This is a genomic window from Roseivivax halodurans JCM 10272 (assembly GCF_000521785.1).
Classification (GTDB): domain Bacteria; phylum Pseudomonadota; class Alphaproteobacteria; order Rhodobacterales; family Rhodobacteraceae; genus Roseivivax; species Roseivivax halodurans.
The window spans coordinates 118,589-138,104 of sequence record NZ_JALZ01000002.1; the positions used below are offsets into that span (position 1 = coordinate 118,589).

18 protein-coding genes and 1 tRNA gene are annotated in these 19,516 nt (G+C 67.3%); 13 read left to right on the top strand and 6 right to left on the bottom strand.

Translation table 11 applies throughout. The annotated features are described in order from the left end of the window. The first annotated feature begins 12 nt into the window (after window positions 1-12). Window positions 13-1,320: an NAD-dependent dihydropyrimidine dehydrogenase subunit PreA gene (preA, locus tag OCH239_RS02940; protein ID WP_037258497.1), complete on the top strand. Its 1,308-nt coding sequence runs from the start codon at window positions 13-15 to the stop codon at window positions 1,318-1,320. A gap of 44 nt (window positions 1,321-1,364) precedes the next feature. Here the strand turns inward: preA and OCH239_RS02945 are convergent, their stop codons facing one another. The 3 genes from OCH239_RS02945 to OCH239_RS02955 all read right to left on the bottom strand — a co-directional run bounded on the left by OCH239_RS02945 (window position 1,365) and on the right by OCH239_RS02955 (window position 2,877). Beyond that, window positions 1,365-1,547, bottom strand: a complete 183-nt coding sequence (locus tag OCH239_RS02945) for a hypothetical protein (protein ID WP_037258500.1) — start codon at window positions 1,545-1,547, stop codon at window positions 1,365-1,367. Window positions 1,548-1,623: 76 nt separating this feature from the next. Further along, the gene (locus tag OCH239_RS02950; RefSeq protein ID WP_037258503.1) at window positions 1,624-2,130 is read right to left on the bottom strand and encodes a methanogen output domain 1-containing protein; all 507 of its coding nucleotides are present in this window, start codon (window positions 2,128-2,130) and stop codon (window positions 1,624-1,626) included. Window positions 2,131-2,214: 84 nt separating this feature from the next. Further along, window positions 2,215-2,877 carry a TetR family transcriptional regulator C-terminal domain-containing protein gene (locus tag OCH239_RS02955; RefSeq protein ID WP_037258506.1) on the bottom strand — a complete coding sequence of 221 codons (663 nt, stop codon included), beginning with the start codon at window positions 2,875-2,877 and terminating at the stop codon, window positions 2,215-2,217. 183 nt (window positions 2,878-3,060) lie between these two features. Here OCH239_RS02955 and OCH239_RS02960 point away from each other — a divergent pair, with 183 nt between their 5' ends. From OCH239_RS02960 to OCH239_RS02990, 7 genes are all read left to right on the top strand, one after another. Then, the gene (locus OCH239_RS02960; protein ID WP_037258509.1) at window positions 3,061-4,311 is read left to right on the top strand and encodes a Zn-dependent hydrolase; all 1,251 of its coding nucleotides are present in this window, start codon (window positions 3,061-3,063) and stop codon (window positions 4,309-4,311) included. Further along, a complete protein-coding gene (locus tag OCH239_RS02965; RefSeq protein WP_037258513.1) occupies window positions 4,308-4,568 on the top strand; it encodes a hypothetical protein in 261 nt (86 codons plus the stop codon). Before OCH239_RS02960 ends, OCH239_RS02965 begins: the two co-directional genes overlap by 4 nt. Window positions 4,569-4,653: 85 nt before the next feature. Then, window positions 4,654-6,114: a dihydropyrimidinase gene (gene hydA / locus OCH239_RS02970; RefSeq protein WP_037258515.1), complete on the top strand. Its 1,461-nt coding sequence runs from the start codon at window positions 4,654-4,656 to the stop codon at window positions 6,112-6,114. A 99-nt stretch (window positions 6,115-6,213) separates the two neighbouring features. Continuing rightward, window positions 6,214-6,990: an ABC transporter ATP-binding protein gene (locus OCH239_RS02975; protein ID WP_037258518.1), complete on the top strand. Its 777-nt coding sequence runs from the start codon at window positions 6,214-6,216 to the stop codon at window positions 6,988-6,990. 166 nt (window positions 6,991-7,156) lie between these two features. Further along, window positions 7,157-8,089, top strand: a complete 933-nt coding sequence (locus tag OCH239_RS02980; RefSeq protein ID WP_037258993.1) for an ABC transporter permease — start codon at window positions 7,157-7,159, stop codon at window positions 8,087-8,089. Window positions 8,090-8,189: 100 nt separating this feature from the next. Then, on the top strand, window positions 8,190-9,035 hold the full coding sequence (locus tag OCH239_RS02985) for an ABC transporter permease (protein ID WP_037258521.1): 846 nt from the start codon (window positions 8,190-8,192) through the stop codon (window positions 9,033-9,035). A 41-nt stretch (window positions 9,036-9,076) separates the two neighbouring features. After that, on the top strand, window positions 9,077-10,084 hold the full coding sequence (locus OCH239_RS02990; RefSeq protein WP_037258525.1) for an ABC transporter substrate-binding protein: 1,008 nt from the start codon (window positions 9,077-9,079) through the stop codon (window positions 10,082-10,084). Between the two features lie 61 nt (window positions 10,085-10,145). Here OCH239_RS02990 and OCH239_RS02995 read toward each other — a convergent pair whose 3' ends face one another. Continuing rightward, window positions 10,146-10,907 carry an HpcH/HpaI aldolase family protein gene (locus OCH239_RS02995; protein ID WP_037258528.1) on the bottom strand — a complete coding sequence of 254 codons (762 nt, stop codon included), beginning with the start codon at window positions 10,905-10,907 and terminating at the stop codon, window positions 10,146-10,148. 162 nt (window positions 10,908-11,069) lie between these two features. Between OCH239_RS02995 and OCH239_RS03000 the strand changes: the two genes are divergently transcribed. The 5 genes from OCH239_RS03000 to OCH239_RS03020 all read left to right on the top strand — a co-directional run bounded on the left by OCH239_RS03000 (window position 11,070) and on the right by OCH239_RS03020 (window position 17,776). Next, on the top strand, window positions 11,070-13,034 hold the full coding sequence (locus OCH239_RS03000; protein ID WP_037258531.1) for a bifunctional 2',3'-cyclic-nucleotide 2'-phosphodiesterase/3'-nucleotidase: 1,965 nt from the start codon (window positions 11,070-11,072) through the stop codon (window positions 13,032-13,034). Window positions 13,035-13,111: 77 nt separating this feature from the next. Continuing rightward, window positions 13,112-13,188 (top strand) — tRNA-Arg (locus tag OCH239_RS03005). A 326-nt stretch (window positions 13,189-13,514) separates the two neighbouring features. Then, a complete protein-coding gene (locus OCH239_RS03010) occupies window positions 13,515-14,786 on the top strand; it encodes a SulP family inorganic anion transporter (RefSeq protein ID WP_037258535.1) in 1,272 nt (423 codons plus the stop codon). 170 nt (window positions 14,787-14,956) lie between these two features. Beyond that, on the top strand, window positions 14,957-15,856 hold the full coding sequence (locus OCH239_RS03015) for a shikimate dehydrogenase (RefSeq protein ID WP_037258996.1): 900 nt from the start codon (window positions 14,957-14,959) through the stop codon (window positions 15,854-15,856). 30 nt (window positions 15,857-15,886) lie between these two features. Then, window positions 15,887-17,776 (top strand): bifunctional sugar phosphate isomerase/epimerase/4-hydroxyphenylpyruvate dioxygenase family protein, encoded by a 1,890-nt coding sequence (locus OCH239_RS03020; RefSeq protein WP_037258538.1) that lies wholly within the window; start codon window positions 15,887-15,889, stop codon window positions 17,774-17,776. Window positions 17,777-17,780: 4 nt separating this feature from the next. Here OCH239_RS03020 and OCH239_RS03025 read toward each other — a convergent pair whose 3' ends face one another. Beyond that, window positions 17,781-18,215 (bottom strand): type II 3-dehydroquinate dehydratase, encoded by a 435-nt coding sequence (locus tag OCH239_RS03025; RefSeq protein WP_037258541.1) that lies wholly within the window; start codon window positions 18,213-18,215, stop codon window positions 17,781-17,783. A 4-nt stretch (window positions 18,216-18,219) separates the two neighbouring features. After that, on the bottom strand, window positions 18,220-19,512 hold the full coding sequence (locus OCH239_RS03030) for a TRAP transporter large permease (protein ID WP_037258544.1): 1,293 nt from the start codon (window positions 19,510-19,512) through the stop codon (window positions 18,220-18,222). Between the last annotated feature and the right edge of the window lie 4 nt (window positions 19,513-19,516).

Consider the following 19,516-nt stretch of genomic DNA (forward strand, 5'->3'; position numbering starts at 1 on the left):
GGAGACAACGACATGGCCGATCTGACCACCGACTTCGTGGGCATCAAGAGCCCGAACCCGTTCTGGCTGGCCTCCGCGCCGCCGACCGACAAGGAATACAACGTCCGCCGCGCCTTCGAGGCCGGCTGGGGCGGCGTCGTCTGGAAGACGCTCGGGGCCGAGGGCCCGCCGGTCGTCAACGTGAACGGCCCGCGCTACGGGGCGATCTACGGCAGCGACCGCAAGCTGATGGGCCTCAACAACATCGAACTCATCACCGACCGTCCGCTCGAGGTGAACCTCGAGGAGATGGCGCGGGTGAAGTCGGACTACCCGGACCACGCCCTGATCGCGTCGATCATGGTGCCCTGCGAGGAAGACGCCTGGAAGGCGATCCTGCCGCGGGTGATGGAGACCGGCGCCGACGGGATCGAGCTCAATTTCGGCTGCCCGCACGGCATGGCCGAGCGCGGCATGGGCTCGGCCGTGGGGCAGGTGCCGGAATACATCGAGATGGTGACCCGGTGGTGCAAGAAGTACTACGACCGCCCGGTGATCGTGAAGCTGACGCCCAACATCACCGACATCCGCAAGCCGGCCCAGGCGGCCAAGAACGGCGGCGCGGATGCGGTGAGCCTCATCAACACGATCAACTCGATCACCAGCGTCGATCTCGACGCGATGTGCCCCGAGCCCGCGATCGACGGCAAGGGCACCCACGGCGGCTATTGCGGCCCGGCGGTCAAGCCCATCGCGATGAACATGGTGGCCGAGATCGCGCGTGATCCCGAGACGGCGCATCTGCCGATCAGCGGCATCGGCGGGGTGACGACGTGGCGCGACGCGGCGGAGTTCATGGCGCTCGGCGCCGGCAACGTGCAGGTCTGCACCGCGGCCATGACCTACGGCTTCCGCATCGTCGAGGAGATGAAGCGCGGGCTGTCGCAGTGGATGGACGAGAAGGGTTACACCAGCGTCGACCAGGTGGTGCGCCGCGCGGTGCCGAACGTCACCGATTGGCAGTATCTCAACCTCAACTACGTGACCAAGGCGAAGATCGACCAGAATGCCTGCATCTCGTGCGGACGCTGCTACGCGGCCTGCGAGGACACTTCGCACCAGGCGATCGCGATGAAGCCTGGACGGGTCTTCGAGGTGATCGACGAGGAATGCGTGGCCTGCAACCTCTGCGTCGACGTCTGCCCGGTCGAGAACTGCATCTCGATGGTCGAGATGGCGGCGGGCGAGGTCGATCCGCGCACCGGGCTTACGGTCCAGAAGGATTACGCCAACTGGACGACGCATCCCAACAACCCGGCGGCCGCTCAAGCGGCGGAATGATCGCGCAGGCCGGCTCGCCACGAAGGCGTGCCGGCCTCACGCTCTCAGCTTTGTCGCGGCGGGCGTCGGCTGTGAATGGCGGCGCGGATGCTGCGCCAGTCCTGCGCCTCGCTCAATCGGCCTCTTTCCTCGCATTCGCGGGCCCGGCGCGCGGCCTCGACTTCGGCCTTGTCGCCATGCGCGCGGTACAGCGCGCCGGCGTAGTGCGAGATCTGGATTGCGTCCATAAAACCGTCCTCCTCCCGAACAGCTGCCTTAAGACATAAGTCCGCGAGGCGGTGCCTGCCACAAAATGAGCGGGGATCAGCGCATGTATTCGAGGCCCGCGTCGCCCTCGGTGAGGTGCACGATCACCCGGCAGCCGGGATCGCCGCGGGCGATGGCCTTCTCGATCTCCACCCGCGCGTAGCCGAGATTCTCCGCCGCCACGCGCCCGAAGACGCTCGACGTCATCATGCAGAGGGACCGCCGCCCCTCGACATAGCGACCGAAGGGGCAGGCGGTGTTGACGAGGACGATCGCCTCGTTGTCGACGCTCTCGACGGAGAAGCCGCCATTGATCCGGCGCTTGAGGTCGACAAGGGCCGCCGCGACCTGGTCGACGTCGAGGCGGTCGGCGCTCGCGGCGTCGAGATAGTCGGCGTTCATCTCCCGCCCGATGCGGTTGCCGACCCGCGCGATGAAACCGGCCGTCTCCTCGAGCCCCACCCCCTGTTCGAGAATGTCGGCAAGCTCTCCGAGCAACTCCCGGACGAAGACGTCGCGGTCCCTCCGGATCGGTGCCTTTTCGAATACCGCTAGCGCATCCATTTTCGGTTGTTCCTCAGCCCATGGGGCCACGATAACCGCTTCCCAAATCGATGCAATTGCCGTGACATGCGACGTTCGGATGACTCAAGGGGCGGGCGAGCCACCCGGCGCCAGCAGGGTGCGGAAGAGGTGGTCGACATGGGCGAAAGCCCGGGCCCGCGTGTCTTCGGTCTCGGGGGCGAGTACGGCCAGCTGAGCCTCGAAATCCGCGTAATGCTGCGTCACGGCCCAGACCGAGAAGATCAGGTGCTCGGGGTCGACCGGCGCGATCCGACCGGCGGCGCTCCACCGCTTGATGAGCGCGCATTTCTCGTCGAAGAGCGGCTTCAGGCCGCCTTCGAGCTGGTTGCCCATGCGCGGCGCGCCCCGCAGGATCTCGTTGGCGAAGAGTCGGCTTTCGCGTGGCATGTCGTAGCTCATCTCGAGCTTGCGCAGGATGTAGCCCATCATCGCCTCGAGGGCGTCGCCGTCATCCTCGAGCGCCTCGAGCGGAGCGAGCCATTCGGTCATCAGGGCGCTCAGCAGGTCGGTGTGGATCGCCTCCTTGCTCTCGAAGTAATAGAGCACGTTGGGCTTCGACATGCCCGCCTGGTCGGCGATCTGGTCGAGGGTCGAGCCGCGGAACCCCTCGCTCGAGAAGACCTCCAACGCGGCGTCGAGGATGCGCTTGCGGTTGCGCGTCTGGATCCGGCTGCGGCGCTTCCCGGATTGGGGCGCGTCGGTGATCGGGGTGCCGTCTTCGGCCATGTGGCCTCCTTGGTGGTGACACGGCAGGCAGCCTGCTCAATCTTTGGGCGGTGGTCCGGGCTGGCGGGTGATCCCTCGCTTGACAGGGGGGCACCCGGTTGCAATCGTCCCTTTACCAAATGGTAAAAAACGAGTGGCCGCGCGGTCAAGCGCGCTGACGCGAACGAACGACAGGGATGTGACATGGCAGCACCGGGAGAAAACCTCCGGATCGACGGCGACCGCCTCTGGGACAGCCTGATGGAGATGGCCAAGATCGGCCCGGGCATCGCGGGCGGCAACAACCGCCAGACGCTGACGGACGAGGACGGTGAAGGCCGCAGGCTCTTTCAGGAATGGTGCGAGGCCGCCGGCTGCACGATGGGTCTCGACACGATGGGCAACATGTTCGCGCGCCGCGAAGGCGCGGATCCGGACGCGCTGCCGGTCTATGTGGGCAGCCATCTCGATACCCAGCCGACGGGCGGGAAGTATGACGGCGTTCTCGGGGTCCTCGGCGGGCTCGAGGTCGTCCGCACAATGAACGATCTCGGGATCAAGACGAAGCATCCCATCGTGGTGACCAACTGGACCAACGAGGAAGGCACGCGCTTCGCTCCGGCCATGCTCGCCTCCGGCGTCTTCGCGGGCGTGCACGAGCAGGACTGGGCCGAGGCGCGCGAGGATGCGGACGGCAAGCGCTTCGGCGACGAGCTCGACCGGATCGGCTGGCGCGGCGAGGAGCCGGTGGGCGAGCGGAAGATGCACGCCTTCTTCGAGCTGCATATCGAGCAGGGACCGATCCTCGAGGCCGAGGGCAAGGATATCGGCGTCGTGACCCACGGGCAGGGCCTCTGGTGGCTGCAGGTGACACTGACCGGCAAGGACGCGCATACCGGCTCGACCCCGATGGAGATGCGCGTGAACGCGGGCCTCGGCATGGCGCGGATCACCGAAGCGGTGCACCGGATCGCGATGGAACACCTCCCGAACGCCGTCGGCGCGGTGGGGCAGGCGAACGTCTATCCCAACAGCCGGAACGTCATTCCGGGCAAGGCGGTCTTCACCATCGACTTCCGCTCGCCCGATCTCGAGAAGCTCAACTCGATGCGCGCGCGGCTTGAAAAGGAAGCGGCGGAGATCGCCGAGGATCTCGGCCTCGGCATCGAGATCGAGCCGGTCGGCCATTTCGACCCCGTGACCTTCGATCCGGGCTGCGTGTCGGCGGTTCGGGACGCGGCCGAGCGGCTCGGCTATTCGCATCTCGACATCGTGTCGGGTGCGGGACACGACGCCTGCTGGATCAACCAGGTCGCGCCGACCGCGATGGTCATGTGCCCCTGCGTGGACGGCCTCTCGCATAACGAGGCCGAAGAGATCAGCAAGGACTGGGCCACCGCAGGCGCCGACGTGCTGATGCATGCGGTGATCGAGACCGCGGAGATCGTCGAGTGAGACACCTGATCACCCTCGCGTCCCTCCTGGCTCTGACCGCGTGCGCGCAGGACGGCATCGGCTACGGTGTCGGCGGGCCGGACAGCGGCATACGGCGAGTCGGCGACAACATCCTCGTGCAGGACGCAGAGGGCGCGACGCTCGTCATCGACGAGAACGGCTGCCAGTCGGTGATGTCCGAGGGCAGCCGCAGCGCCCAGCCGGTGACCGACGCGTCCGGCCAGCAGGTCTGCGCGGGGGCGGAAATCATACCTTGAAGGCGGGCGCCGGCCGATCGCGGCCGGGCGCCTAGCAAAGAACAAGCGCGACAACGCGCATCGGCATGAAAGACAGGGAGACATCATGACCAAGGTCATCAAGAACGGCACCATCGTCACCGCCGACCGCACCTACAAGGCGGACATCCTTATCGAGGGCGAGACGATCAAGCAGATCGGCGAGGACCTGAAGGGCGACGAGGTGATCGACGCCGAAGGCGCCTACGTCATTCCGGGCGGGATCGACCCGCACACCCACATGGAGATGCCCTTCATGGGCACCACCGCGGCCGAGACCTTCGAGACCGGCACCTGGGCCGCGGCCTGCGGCGGCACCACGATGACCGTCGATTTCGTCCTGCCGGGCGCGGACGGGTCGATCAAGAACGCGATCAACGACTGGCACCGCAAGTCAGGCCCGCAGATCTGTTCCGATATCGGCTTCCACGTCGCGGTCACCGGCTGGAACGAGACCATCTTCAACGAGATGAAGGACGCCGTCGACATGGGCGTCAACTCGTTCAAGCACTTCATGGCCTACAAGGGCGCGTTGATGATCGAGGACGACGAGATGTTCGCCTCGTTCAAGCGCTGCAAGGAGCTCGGCGCGCTGCCGATGGTCCATGCCGAGAACGGCGATCTCGTCGCCGACATGCAGCAGCAGATGCTTGAGCAGGGCATCACCGGCCCCGAGGGCCACGCCTATTCCCGCCCGCCCGAATTCGAGGGCGAGGCCGCGAACCGCGCGATCACCATCGCCGATGCCGCGGGCGTGCCGCTCTACATCGTGCACGTCTCCTGCGAGCAGGCGCACGAGGCCATCCGCCGCGCCCGCCAGAAGGGCATGCGGGTCTACGGCGAGCCGCTGGCGCAGTTCCTGACGCTCGACGAGAGCGAATATTTCAACAAGGACTGGGACCACGCCGCGCGCCGCGTGATGTCGCCTCCGTTCCGCAACAAGCAGCACCAGGATTCGCTCTGGGCGGGTCTGCAGGCGGGCTCGCTGCAGGTCGTCGCGACCGACCACGCCGCCTTCTCGACCGAGCAGAAGCGCATGGGCGTTAACGATTTCACCAAGATCCCGAACGGCTCGAACGGGCTCGAGGAGCGCCTCGGCGTGCTCTGGACCCACGGGGTCGAGACCGGCCGGCTGACGATGAACGAGTTCGTCGCGGTAACCTCGTCGAACGTCGCCAAGATCCTCAACATCTATCCCCGCAAGGGCGCGATCGTCGAAGGCGCGGATGCGGACATCGTGGTGTGGGATCCGTCGATCAAGAAGACGATCAGCGCGTCGAACCACCACTCGATCCTCGACTACAACGTCTTCGAGGGCTTCGAGGTCACGGCCCAGCCGCGCTACACGCTGAGCCGCGGCGAGGTCATCTGGGCCTGGGGGCAGAACAGCCAGCCGCAGCCCGGCCGGGGCAAGTTCGTGCCGCGTCCCGCCTTCCCCTCGGCGCATGCGGCGCTGTCGCGGTGGAAGGCGCTGACCGCGCCGAAGCAGATCCACCGCGATCCGATGAACATCCCCGCCGGGGTGTGAGCGACATGGGGCGGCGCGCCGCCGCCCCGCTGCTTGCACCGGTCTGCCGCGTCCCTGCAGGGTCATGCGGCCTGTCCCACCCATGCCAGGAGGGGTGCCATGTCCCCCGTGATCTCAGCCGATACTCTCAACCTCACCTTCCGGACGAACGACGGCCCGGTCCATGCGCTGAAGGATGTCGATCTCGACATCCGAAAGGGCGAGTTCGTCTCCTTCATCGGCCCGTCGGGCTGCGGCAAGACAACGTTCCTGCGCTGCGTCGCGGGCCTCGAGACCCCGACCGGCGGCACTCTGACCGTCAACGGAATGTCCCCCGACGAGGCCCGCCGCGCCCGCGCCTACGGCTACGTCTTCCAGGCCGCGGGGCTCTATCCGTGGCGTACGATCGGCGGCAACATCCGGCTGCCGCTCGAGATCATGGGCTTCTCCGAGGAGGAGAAGCGCCGGCGCGTGAAGGACACTCTCGCGCTGGTCGATCTGGACGGTTTCGAGAAGAAGTACCCCTGGCAGCTCTCGGGCGGAATGCAGCAGCGCGCCTCGATCGCGCGCGCGCTCAGTTTCGACGCCGAGATCCTGCTGATGGACGAGCCCTTCGGGGCGCTCGACGAGATCGTGCGCGACCGTCTCAACGAGGAATTGCTCTCGCTCTGGGGCCGGACCGAGAAGACCATGCTCTTCGTCACCCATTCGATCCCCGAGGCGGTGTATCTCTCGACCAAGATCGTGGTCATGAGCCCGCGCCCGGGCCGCATCTCGGACGTGATCGACAGCCCGCTCCCGAAGGAGCGCCCGCTCGACATCCGCGACAGCCGCGAGTTCATCGAGATCGCCCACCGCGTCCGCGACGGCCTGCGCGCCGGGATGGAGGCGGCATGACCGAGCGCCTGACCCTGCTCTTCTCCTTCTTCTTGACGGAAATATCCCCGCCGGAGGCTCCGCACCTCGCGGACTGCGCTACGCCGGGAGCTGCGTCATGACGGATACCGCCCCTCTCGCGGCGCAAGGCGCCGGCGTCGGCCGGTCGAGGCGCGTCGCGCTCTGGATGCGCGGTCTCGCCCATACGCTGGTGCCCGTGGCGACCGTCGTCGCCGCGTTGATCGCGCTCTGGTATCTCGCCTGCGTGCCGATGAACGCCTCGCAATCGGTGCTGAATGCGGCGCGCGCGGACGTCGTTGTGTCGCCCGAGAGCGCTTCAGACCGCCGGGGGATGAGCGGGCTCGCGCTCGCCATCCGGAACCCCGGCGTGGCGGTGACCGGCGCCTTCGCGCAGGATCGCGCCCGGCTGCCCGCGCCGCATCAGGTGGCGGCCGAGCTCTGGGCGGGCACCGCCCGAGAGCCCGTCACCTCGAACCGCAGCCTCGTCTACCACGCCTGGGTGACGCTCTCGGCGACGCTTCTGGGCTTCGGCTTCGGCACCGCCCTCGGGATCGCGCTGGCGGTCGGGATCGTGCATTCCCGCGTCATGGACATGAGCGTGATGCCCTGGGCCATCGTCAGCCAGACGGTGCCGATCATCGCCATCGCCCCGATGATCATCGTGGTGCTCTATTCGATTGGCATCCAGGGGATCGTGCCCAAGGCGGTGATCTCCGCTTACCTCTCGTTCTTTCCGGTGGTGGTGGGCATGGTGAAGGGGCTGCGCAGCCCGGATGCGATGCAGTTCGACCTGCTTGCCACGTATGGCGCTTCCAAGGGGCAGGTCTTCGGCAAGCTGCGGCTGCCGTCGTCGTTGCCCTACCTCTTCGCCTCGCTGAAGATCGGCATCGCCGCCTCGCTCATCGGCGCGATCGTGGGCGAGCTGCCGACGGGCGCCTCGGCAGGGCTCGGCGCGCGGCTTCTCGCGGGCAGCTATTACGGCCAGACCGAGCAGATCTGGGCCGCGCTCTTTGCCGCGGCGATCCTCGCGGCGCTCTGCGTCGCGTTGATCGGAATGATCGAGAAGGCGCTGCTCGGCCGGATGGGGATGGGGTCATGACCGGGGTTCCTTCGGCAAGCGGCGGAGGGGGGCTGTCCGCCCCCCGCGCGTGGCCGCGCCCCCCCGAGGATATTTCGATCAAGAAGAAGGAGGGGCGCGCATGGCACTCGTGATCTTTGCACTTGTCCTCTGGGCCGCGGGCTGGGCGCTGAACGCGCGTCTCGCCTCCGGACCGGCGCGGGAGACCACCGCAGCGCGGCTCGCGGTGCCCATCATCTTCGGCGCGACGCTTCTGGCCATGTGGGAGCTGATCGTGCGCGGACTCGATGTGCCGATGGTCATCCTTCCCGCGCCGAGCGTCATCGCCGAGACCTTCGCCGCGCGCCTGCCGACGCTCTGGGAGGATTTCGTACAGACCTTCCTCAAGGGTGCGCTCTCGGGCTATCTTATCGGATGCGCCGCGGCCTTTGCCGTCGCGATCGTCGCGGACCGGTTCGATTTCCTCAAGCGCGGGCTGCTGCCCGTGGGGAACTTCATGGCGGCGCTGCCCATCGTCGGCACCGCGCCGATCCTCGTGATGTGGTACGGCTTCGACTGGCAGAGCAAGGCGGCGGTGGTCGTCGTCATGGTCTTCTTCCCGATGCTCGTGAACACGGTGGCGGGCCTGTCGGACACCGCCGCGATGCAGCGGGACCTGATGCGCACCTACGGGGCGAGCTACCTGCAGACGCTGGTGAAGCTGCGGCTGCCATCCGCGATGCCGTTCATCTTCAACGGGCTCAAGATATCGACCACGCTGGCGCTCATCGGCGCGATCGTCGCCGAGTTCTTCGGCTCGCCGATCCGCGGCGTTGGCTTCCGGATCTCGACCAGCGTCGGGCAGCTTGCGCTCGACATGGTCTGGGCCGAGATTGCCGTGGCCGCGCTTGCCGGCACGCTCTTCTACGGCGCGATCGCGCTGATCGAGAAACGGGTCACGTTCTGGCACCCGTCGCACCGCTCCTGAGACGGGCGGGCGGAAAGACAGGACCCACTTGGAGGTACCACATGAAGACCAAGATCATCGCCGGAGCCATGAGCCTCGCCCTCGCCGCGCCCGCGGCCGCGCAGGACATGGACGAGGTCACGCTGCAGCTGAAATGGGTGACGCAGGCCCAGTTCGCGGGCTATTACGTGGCCGAGGAGCAGGGTTTCTACGACGAGGAGAGCCTCGACGTCACGATCAAGCCGGGCGGACCCGACATCGCGCCCGAGCAGGTCATCGCGGGTGGCGGCGCGGACGTCATCGTCACGTGGATGGCGGCGGCGCTCGCCGCGCGCGAGCGGGGCGTGCCGCTCGTCAACATCGCCCAGCCCTTCGCCACCGGGGGTCTGCAGCTCACCTGCCTCAAGGAGACCGGGGTCGAGAGCCCGGAGGACTTCCCGGGCCGCACGCTCGGCGTCTGGTTCTTCGGAAACGAATACCCGTTCTACGCCTGGATGGCGCAGCTCGGGATCGGCACGGACGGGGCGGACGAGGACGGCGTGACCGTGCTCAAGCAGGCCTTCAACGTCGACCCGCTGCTGCAGGGGCAGGCGGACTGCATTTCGACCATGACCTACAACGAGTACGGCCAGATCCTCGATGCCGGCTACACCGAGGAGGAGCTCGTCAACTTCAACTACCTCGAGCAGGGCGTCGGCATGCTCGAGGACGGGCTCTACGTGCTCGAGGAGGATCTCGGGGACGAGGCGTTCAAGGACAAGATGGCCCGCTTCGTACGCGCCTCGATGAAGGGCTGGGACTGGGCCGCGGAGAACCCCGAGGAGGCCGCGCAGATCGTCGTCGACAACGACATGACCGGCGCGCAGACGCTCGATCACCAGGTCTACATGATGAACGAGGTCTCGAAGCTGACCGAAGGCTCGGACGGGGCGCTGTCCGAGGAGGACTACCAGCAGACGGTGCAGACGCTGCTGTCGGCGATCTCGGAGGAGAACCCGGCGATCACCGAGGAGCCCGAGGGCGCCTATACCCACGACGTGACCGACATGGCGCTCGACGGCGCGTCCTGATCATCCTGGCGTGACGGAGGATCCGCCGGCCTGCGAGGGCCGGCGGATTTTTACGTTCGGATCAGGGCCAGTCGGCGCGCCTCTGGGCCACGGCGCCGCGCAGGATCACCGTATCGACGCCGATGGCGATGAAGAGTGCGCCCGCCGCCTCGGCCTCGGTGAGGAACGCATCGTCGCTGCCGAGAATGCCCGGCGCGAGGCCCGCCGCGCGGATCTTGCGGGTCGCGTCCAGTATCGCCGAACGGACCTCGTGATGGCCGGGGTCGCCCGGATGCCCCAGAGAGGCGGAGAGGTCCGCGGGCCCGATGAAGACGCCGTCGAGACGCTCGACCTTCAGGATGTCGTCCAGCGCATCAAGCGCCGCGCGGGTCTCGACCTGGACGATGGTGCAGGTCTCTTCGTGGGCGCGGGTGACATAGTCCGGGATGGTGCCCCAGCGGCTGCCGCGATGGGTGCCGCCCACTCCGCGCATCCCGTGGGGCGGATAGTGCGTGGCGGCGACCGCCGCGGCGGCTTCCTCTGCCGATTGCACGTAGGGCACGATCAGCGTCTGGGCGCCGATATCCATCAGCTTCTTGATCTCGGTGGCATCGTTCCAGCCCGGGCGGACGCAAGCGTGGACGGGGTAGGGGGCGCAGGCCTGCAGGCTCGGCATCAGGCGCTCGGCGTCGATCGGGGTGTGTTCGGTGTCGAGCACCAGCCAGTCGTAGCCGCAGCCCGCAAGCATCTCGACGATGCCGCTGTCTGGGATGGTGTTCCAGAGGCCGATCTGCCTCCTCCCCGCCTTGAGCGCGGCCTTGAACGTATTCTTCGGCAGATCCATGCGTCCCTCCTTGTCCCGGCGCCGGAGCCTAGGCCGGCGGTGGCGCCGCTGTCGAGGCGGGGGATCCGCCCGCAGCTTGCGCCCATGTCTCCGGCTTGTCACAGTTCCGGGGCAAACCGGACCGGCCGCGACGTGCCGGCACCCGAAGAAAGGATCTCCGACATGCCGCACCTCAGCCGCCGTGCCTTCCTGGCCTCCACTACGGGAGTGACCGCGCTTGCGATCCTGCACCCGTTCTCGGCGCGTGCGCAGGCCGGGCAGGTGCATCTGCGGCTGATGGAGACGACCGACCTGCACGTCCATGTCTTTCCCTACGACTATTACAGCGACAAGGAGGTGGACACGGTCGGGCTCGCTCGCACGGCGGCGCATGTGAAGAAGATCCGCGCCGAGGCGACGAACTCGCTCCTGCTCGACAACGGCGACTTCCTGCAGGGCAACCCGATGGGCGACTACATCGCCTACGAGCGCGGCATGAAGGAGGGCGATACGCATCCCATCATCACCGCGATGAACACGGTGGGGATCGAGGCCTCCACCTTGGGCAACCACGAGTTCAACTACGGGCTCGATTTCCTGATGAAGTCGCTGGCCGGGGCCGATTTCCCGGTGGTCTCCGCCAACGTCGCCAAGACGAAAGGCGGAACGCCGCGGCAGGACGAGACGCTGGTGCCGCCTTACGTGATCCTCGACCGCGAGCTGACCGACGGGGCGGGAGAGGCGCATCCGATCCGCATCGGCGTGATCGGCTTCGTGCCGCCGCAGATCATGAACTGGGACCGCCAGCACCTCGAGGGGCGCGTCGAGGCCCGCGACATCGTCGAGGCGGCCCGCGCCTGGGTGCCGCAGATGCGCGAGGAGGGCGCCGACATCGTCATCGCGCTCTCCCATTCCGGCATCGGCGCGGCCGAGCACGAGGAGGGCATGGAGAACGCCGCCGTGCCGCTCGCCGGGGTCGAGGGGATCGACGGGCTGATGACCGGCCATTCGCACCTCGTCTTCCCGTCGCCCGATTACGAGGGCTTCGCCGGCACGGACGTTTCCGCAGGCACGATCCAGGGCAAGCCCGCGGTCATGTCCGGCTTCTGGGGCAGCCATCTCGGCGTGATCGATCTGATGCTCGAACGGGACGGGGGCGAATGGCGCGTCGTGACCACCGAAAGCTCCACCCGGCCGATCTACGAGCGCGGCGAGGACCGGTCGGTGACCCCGACGGTCGAGAGCGTGGAGCCGGTGCTCGCCTCGGTGCGCGAGGAGCACGAGGCGACGCTCGCCTATGTGCGCCGCGCCGTGGGACAGACCGAGGCGCCGCTCTATTCCTACTTCGCGCTCGTCGCCGACGATCCCTCGGTGCAGATCGTCTCGAACGCGCAGTCCTGGTACATCGCGCAGATGATGCAAGGCACCGAGCACGAGGGCCTGCCGATCCTGTCCGCCGCCGCGCCGTTCAAGGCAGGCGGGCGCGGCGGGCCGGACTACTATACCGACGTGCCGGCGGGCGACATCGCGATCAAGAACGTGGCGGACCTCTATCTCTATCCCAACACCGTGCGCGCGGTGAAGGTCACGGGCGCGCAGGTGCGCGAATGGCTCGAGCGCTCGGCGGGCATGTTCAATCGGATCGAGCCCGGGGCGACCGATGCGACCCTCCTCAACCCCGACTTCCCGTCCTACAATTTCGACGTCATGGACGGGGTGAGCTACCGGATCGACCTGTCGCAGCCCGCCCGATACGACGCGGACGGCAACTTGGCCAACGAGGAAGCGCACCGGATCGTGGATCTGACATTCGAGGGCGAACCGATCGACGAGGCGCAGGAGTTCATCGTCGCCACCAACAATTACCGCGCGGGCGGAGGCGGCAACTTCCCCGGCGCGACGGCCGAGACCACGGTGTTCGAGGCGCCCGACACCAACCGCGATGTCATCGTGCGCTACATCCTCGATCAGGGCACGATTTCGCCCTCTGCCGACGCCAACTGGCGCTTCGCCCCGATGGAGGACACGACGGTGCTCTTCGACACGGGCCCGGCCGCGTCGGCCTATCTCGAGGACGTGAAGGGGGTCGAGATCGAGGAGACGGGCGAGACCCTCGACGGCTTCTCGCGGTTCCGCATCCGCCTCTGACGCCCTTGCATCTTTCCTCCGAAGCGTGGGAATTACCCGAGACAAGCCGGGCGGCGTTTGCTATGCCGCCCGCGATCGGCCCCGTGGCTCAACTGGATAGAGCAGCCCCCTCCTAAGGGGCAGGTTGCAGGTTCGAATCCTGCCGGGGTCACCAAGAACTATATCTTTAAAAACAGTTCTCTGTGCCGGTCTTCATAAGCCGTGTACCTGACGGTCAGCGGGTTTAGTGGCTCTTTGCCGCAGGACGGAAACCTTCAGACATACTTGTTCGTATCATGGCCGATCCAAGGGCCGAGCGGCGGAGCAAAGGCAGCACCCCAGCGCGTTGTCAGGGTCGGAGCTCGGAGCGATACCGTAAGCCCCTGCCGCGATTGCACACCCCTCCGCCACGGATTTCTGCTGGCATGTCGGCTTGCAATCTCGGAAGCTTCGGCCACGTGCGCTCCATTTCCATGCTCTCCCCGCACGACCCCCAGCGCCATGACACCCAAGCTGATGACCACCCTGCCCGAGACGACGCGGGCCTCGCTTCTGGCCGACGTCCTCGCGGGGATCACCGTCGCGCTGGTGGCGCTACCGCTGTCGCTCGCCATCGCCATCGCCTCCGGCGCGCCTCCGGAGGCGGGGATCGTCACGGCCGTGGTGGCGGGACTGCTCATCTCGGCCCTCGGCGGCAGCCGCGTGCAGATCGGCGGGCCGACGGGCGCCTTCATCGTCGTGGTGGCGGGGGTGATCGCGGCGCATGGTTATGACGGGCTGGTCCTCGCGACCCTCATGGCCGGGGCGATCCTCGTCGTTGCGGCACTCTTCCGGCTGGGACGACTCGTGGCCTACGTGCCCGAACCGGTGGTCGAGGGTTTCACGATCGGCATCGCCATCATCATCGCCGCCAGCCAGCTCTCCGACGCGCTTGGCCTGAGGCCCGGAGACCTGCCCGCCGATTTTCTCGAGAAGCTGGCCGCGCTCTGGACGGCGCGGGATACGCTCTCGGTTCCGGCGCTGGGGATCGCCCTGGTCACGGGGGTCCTGATCGTGGTCCTGCGCCGTCTCGCGCCGCGCTGGCCCGGCCTCATCGTCGCGATGGCTGCGGGCAGCGCGCTGGCTGTCGCGGTCGGCGGCCCCGGCGGCGGTGTTGAGACCATCGCCTCGCGCTTCGGCGCGCTGCCGCGCGGTCTGCCTGCGCCTGCCATGCCGGACGTCACGCTCGATCGGCTGCGCGAGCTGCTACCCTCGGCGTTGATCATCGCCTTCCTCGCCGGCATCGAGTCGCTGCTTTCGGCGATGGTCGCGGACCGGATGATCGGCGGACGCCATCGGCCGAATGCCGAGGTTCTGGCGCAGGGCGTGGCCAATATCGGGTCGGCGCTGTTCGGCGGCCTGCCTGCCACTGGCGCGATCGCGCGCACGGCCACAAACGTGCGCGCGGGGGGCCGAACGCCGATCGCGGGCATCGTCCATGCGCTTGCTGTGTTCGCGATGATGCTTGTCGCGGCTCCGCTGGTCGGGTTTCTCGCCATGCCGGCGCTTGCCGCGCTGCTGATCCTGACTGCATGGAACATGAGCGAGCCCCACCGGTGGCGCGCGCGCCTGCGCCAGCCCACCGCCGATCTGGGTCTTCTGGTGCTGACGCTCGTACTGACCGTGCTCGCGGATCTCACCGTCGCCATCGCCACGGGCACCGCCCTCGGCCTGGCCCTGCGCCTTCGCCGACGCCAGGCAAGCCCGGCCGACTGGACGACGCCCGAGCGGTGAGCGGGAACGCGGCGGCGGCACGATCGCCGAGCGGAAGACCTGGGGGCGTGGATCGTAGCGGGTGGCGACGCAGCACCGTCTTTTAACCGCAGCGTACAATGTGGTTGACCGTCGATCATGCGGTCGGCATCTTCGGGGCTGGAAAACTGCTTCCAAGTCGGGATGCGCCTGTGACGTTCGGTACCAGCCAATCGGAAACTCTGCTCGCCGGTCTGATCGGGCGCGGGATCGGGCTGTCGCGGACGCCTGCCATGCACATGGCCGAGGCCGAAGCGCAGGGCCTCAGCAGTCTCTACCGCCTGCTCGACATGGATGCTCCCGAGAGATCGCAGCTCGGCCTCGCGGGCATCCTGTCGGCCTGCGAAGCGTGCGGTTTCGACGGGCTGAACGTGACGTATCCGTACAAGATCGACGTCATCGAATTGTTGGACACCCTGTCCGATAACGCGCGCGCGGTCGGTGCCGTCAACACCGTGGTGCTGAGCCAGGGCCGCCGGATCGGCCACAATACCGACCTCTGGGGCTTTGCGGAAAGCTTCCGCCGCGGCCTTGAGGGATCCGCGACGGACCACGCGCTGCTCCTCGGGGCAGGGGGCGCGGGAGTCGCGGTCGCGCATGCGCTTGCCGATTGCGGCATCGCTCGGCTGACCATCGTCGATTCCGACAGGGGCCGGGCGGAGAGGCTGGCGGAGCAGGTCTCTCGTAATCGACCCGGCGTGACAGCCCAAGCGACGGACGATCCCGGCGCCGGCATCCGCCGCGATCCGCCTGACGGCATCGTCAACGCCACCCCCATGGGCATGGCGAAGCTGCCCGGGATGGCGATCGACGCGGCGCTGATTGAGCCCGCCATGTGGGTCGCCGATATCGTCTACTTCCCGCTCGAGACCGAGCTTCTGCGCGTCGCTCGCGCGAAGGGGTGCCGCGTGCTGCCGGGCTCCGGCATGGCGGTCTTTCAGGCGGTTCGGGCCTTCGAGCTCTTCACCGGCCGCGCCGCGGAATCCGAGCGCATGGCCGCCACCTTCGAGGCTCTTGGCGCCGAGCCTGCGCCGCACCCTGCGGGGCGGTAGCGTGCCCGGACCAGGCAAAGGGACCTCGCCATGAAAACGTCGATCGCAACAGTGTCCATCTCGGGCGCCCTGCCGGAGAAACTCGAGGCCATCGCCGCGGCGGGTTATGACGGGATCGAGATCTTCGAGCAGGATTTCATCACCCATGACGGCGGCCCGGCGGAGGTCGGACGGATGATCCGCGACCACGGACTCGAGATCACGCTGTTCCAGCCGTTCCGCGACTTCGAATGCCTGCCCGAGCCCATGCGCTCCAAGGCGTTCGAACGGGCGCAGCGGAAGTTCGACGTGATGGGAGAGCTTGGCACCGACCGCATTCTGATCTGCTCGTCGGTGCATCCGCGCAGCCTCGGCGGGATCGACCGGGCGGCGGACGATCTGGCCGCGCTCGGCGAGATCGCGGCGACCCGCGGCATCACGCTCGGCTACGAGGCGCTGGCCTGGGGGCGGCACGTCAACGATCACCGCGACGCCTGGGAGATCGTGCGCCGCGCGAGTCATCCCAATGTCGGCCTCGTGCTCGACAGCTTCCATTCGCTCGGGCGGGGGATCGCGTCCGATTCGATCCGCTCCATCCCCGGCGACAAGATCGCCTTCGTCCAGCTTGCCGATGCGCCGGCCATCGACATGGACCTGCTCTACTGGTCGCGGCACTTCCGGAACATGCCGGGCGAGGGGGACCTCGATGTTCAAGGCTTCATGCAGGCGGTCATGGCGACGGGCTATGCCGGGCCGGTCAGCCTCGAGATCTTCAACGACCAGTTCCGCGGGAGCAACGCGCGCGCGGTGGCCAAGGACGGCTACCGCTCTCTGATCGCGCTCATGGACGACGTGCGCCGCAGCGAGCCCGAGACGCCGGTCGACCTGCCCGCGATCCCCGCGCGGGTTCCGGCGAACGGCGTATCGTTCCTCGAATTCGCCGCACAGGGAGAGGCGGCCGAGGATCTTTCGGCCTTCCTTGCGACGCTCGGGTTCCGGCGCGCGGGACGCCACCGCAACAAGCAGATCGATCTCTGGCAGCAGAACGACGTGCGCATCGTCGTCAACTCCGAGACCGAGGGACACGCCGCCCATGCCTGGAACGCGCGCGGCACCTGCATCTGCGACATCGGCCTTCGCGTCGGCTCGGCGCAGGATACGGTGGCGCGGGCCTCTGCGCTCGGGTCTGCCCCGTTCGAGCAGCCGACAGGACCGGGGGAGCTCAACATCCCGGCGATCCACGGCCTCGGCGGATCGGTCATGCACTTCATCGACGCGGCGAGCGGGCTGGACCGGGTCTGGGACGTGGAGTTCGTGCCGACGGGGCACGACGCGGCAGCGCAGACCGGCCTGACCCATGTAGACCATCTGGCACAGACCATGTCCTACGAGGACATGCTGAGCTGGACGCTGTTCTACACGACCCTCTTCGACATGCGGAAATCGTCGATGGTCGACGTGATCGATCCCGACGGGATCGTCCGCAGCCAGGTTGTGGAAAGCCGGGACGGCGCGCTCAGGATCACGCTCAACGGGGCCGAGACGCACCGCACGCTCGCGGGGCGGTTCCTCGCAGAGAATTTCGGCGCGTCGGTCCAGCACGTCGCGCTCGCGACCGAGGACATCTTCGGAACTGCCGAGGCGCTGGCGGCGCGCGGCTTTGAGGCGCTGCCGATTCCGGAGAACTACTACGACGATCTGGCCTCACGGTTCGACCTCTCGGCCGAGCTGCTGAGCCGGATGCGCAGCGCCAACATCCTCTACGACAGCGTGGACGGCAGCGAGTTCCTGCAGTTCTATTCGCGCAGCTTTGCGGGCGGCATGTTCTTCGAGATCGTCCAGCGCGGTCCGGGCTATACCGGGTTCGGAGGCCCCAACGCCCCGTTCCGCATCGCCGCCCAGAAACGCCTCGGGCGGCACAAGGGAATGCCTCTCGCCTGACGCCTCAGCGGTCCCCGATCAGGTCCAGCATCGCCCAGACGGCGTGGCGGTACCCGCGCGCACCGAGCCCGGCGATCACCGCCGTGGCAACGCCCGACACGAGCGAGTTGTGATACATCGGCTCGCGGCGATGGATGTTCGAGATGTGCAGTTCGATCAGCGGACAGGGCAGCATCTTCAGCGCGTCCATGATGGCCATCGAGGTGAAGGTGAACGCGGCGGGGTTGATGATCACTCCCGCCGCCTCGTCCGCCGCCTCGTGACACCACTCGATCAGCTCGCGTTCGGAATTGCTCTGCCGAAAGATCACGGCGGTGTCTCCGGCAGCCTCCCGGCACATGGCCTCGATGTCCGCAAGCGTCGTGCTGCCGTAGATGTCCGGCTCGCGCTTGCCGAGCCGGTTGAGGTTCGGTCCGTTCAGGATGTGAATGGCGGTCATGGCGTCAGCCTCCGTATCCGAAGACCCGCGGCAGCCAGAGCGACACCGCGGGCACGAGCGTTATGATCACGAGCGATACGAGGAGAGCAGCGAGAAACGGCAGGATCTCGCGCGAGATGCGCCCGAGGCTCTCGCCCGAGATGCTGGTCATCACGAAGAGCAGAAGCCCGTAAGGCGGGGTGACGAGGCCGAGCATGATGTTGACCACGCAGACGACCCCGAAATGCACGAGGTCGATGCCGAGCGCGTTGGCCGTCGGGATGAAGACCGGCACCACGATCAGCAGGATTGTCGTGCCTTCGAGCAGGCAGCCCAGAACCAGCAGGATGGCATTGACCATGAGCAGGAAGGCGAGCGGGCTCAGATCGAAGCCCGAGAGCCAGCGGCTGAGTTCGGTCGGGATGTTCTCGACCGTGACCACGTAGTTGAAGACGATGGCGCCGGCGATGAGCATGCCGATGGAGGCCGTGGTCCGCGCGCTGCCCGCGAGGGAGGCGTAGAAGGAGCCGAAGGTCACGCTTCGGTAGAGCAGCGCGGATATCACCAGCGCGTAGAGCGCGGCGACGGCCGCAGCCTCGGTCGGGGTGGTCACCCCGCCGTAGATTCCTCCCAGAAGCACGACCGGCATCATCAGGGCCGGGAAGGCGTTGATCGTGGTCTTCGGAATGTCGCGCAGCGGCACCGGCTCGCCCACGGGGAAGTTCCGCGTCTTGGCCTGCCACACGACGATGACGGCGAGCGCGAGGCCCATCAGAAGGCCCGGCGTCACCCCGGCGAGGAACAGGTAGCCGATTGAGGCATCGGAGACGAGCGCATAGATCACCACGGGGATCGAGGGCGGGATGATTGGTCCGATGACCGCCGAGGCCGCAGTCAGCGCGGCGGCGAAGGCGGGGGGGTATTTTCCTCCTTCGGTCATCATCTTCTGCATCATCTTGCCGGTGCCCGCCGCGTCGGCGATGGCCGAGCCCGACATGCCTGCGAAGATGATGCTCTGCACCACGTTCACGAGCGCGAGCCCGCCATGGAACCGCCCCACGATGGCATTGCAGAAGCCGAGCAGACGGATCGTCATCGAGCCGGAATTCATCAGCTCAGCGGCGAGGATGAAGAGCGGCACGGCGAGCAGGATGTAGCTCGAGAACATGCCGTTCAGAAGCTGCTCGGCCGCCGTGCCCATGTCGAGGCCGGCCAGCATGAGGTAGAGGATCGACGAGGCGATCATCGCATGCCCGATGGGCAGACCCAGGAGAGCGAGCAGCACGATCGAGATGACGCTGGCGGTAAAGGGATCCATGGGG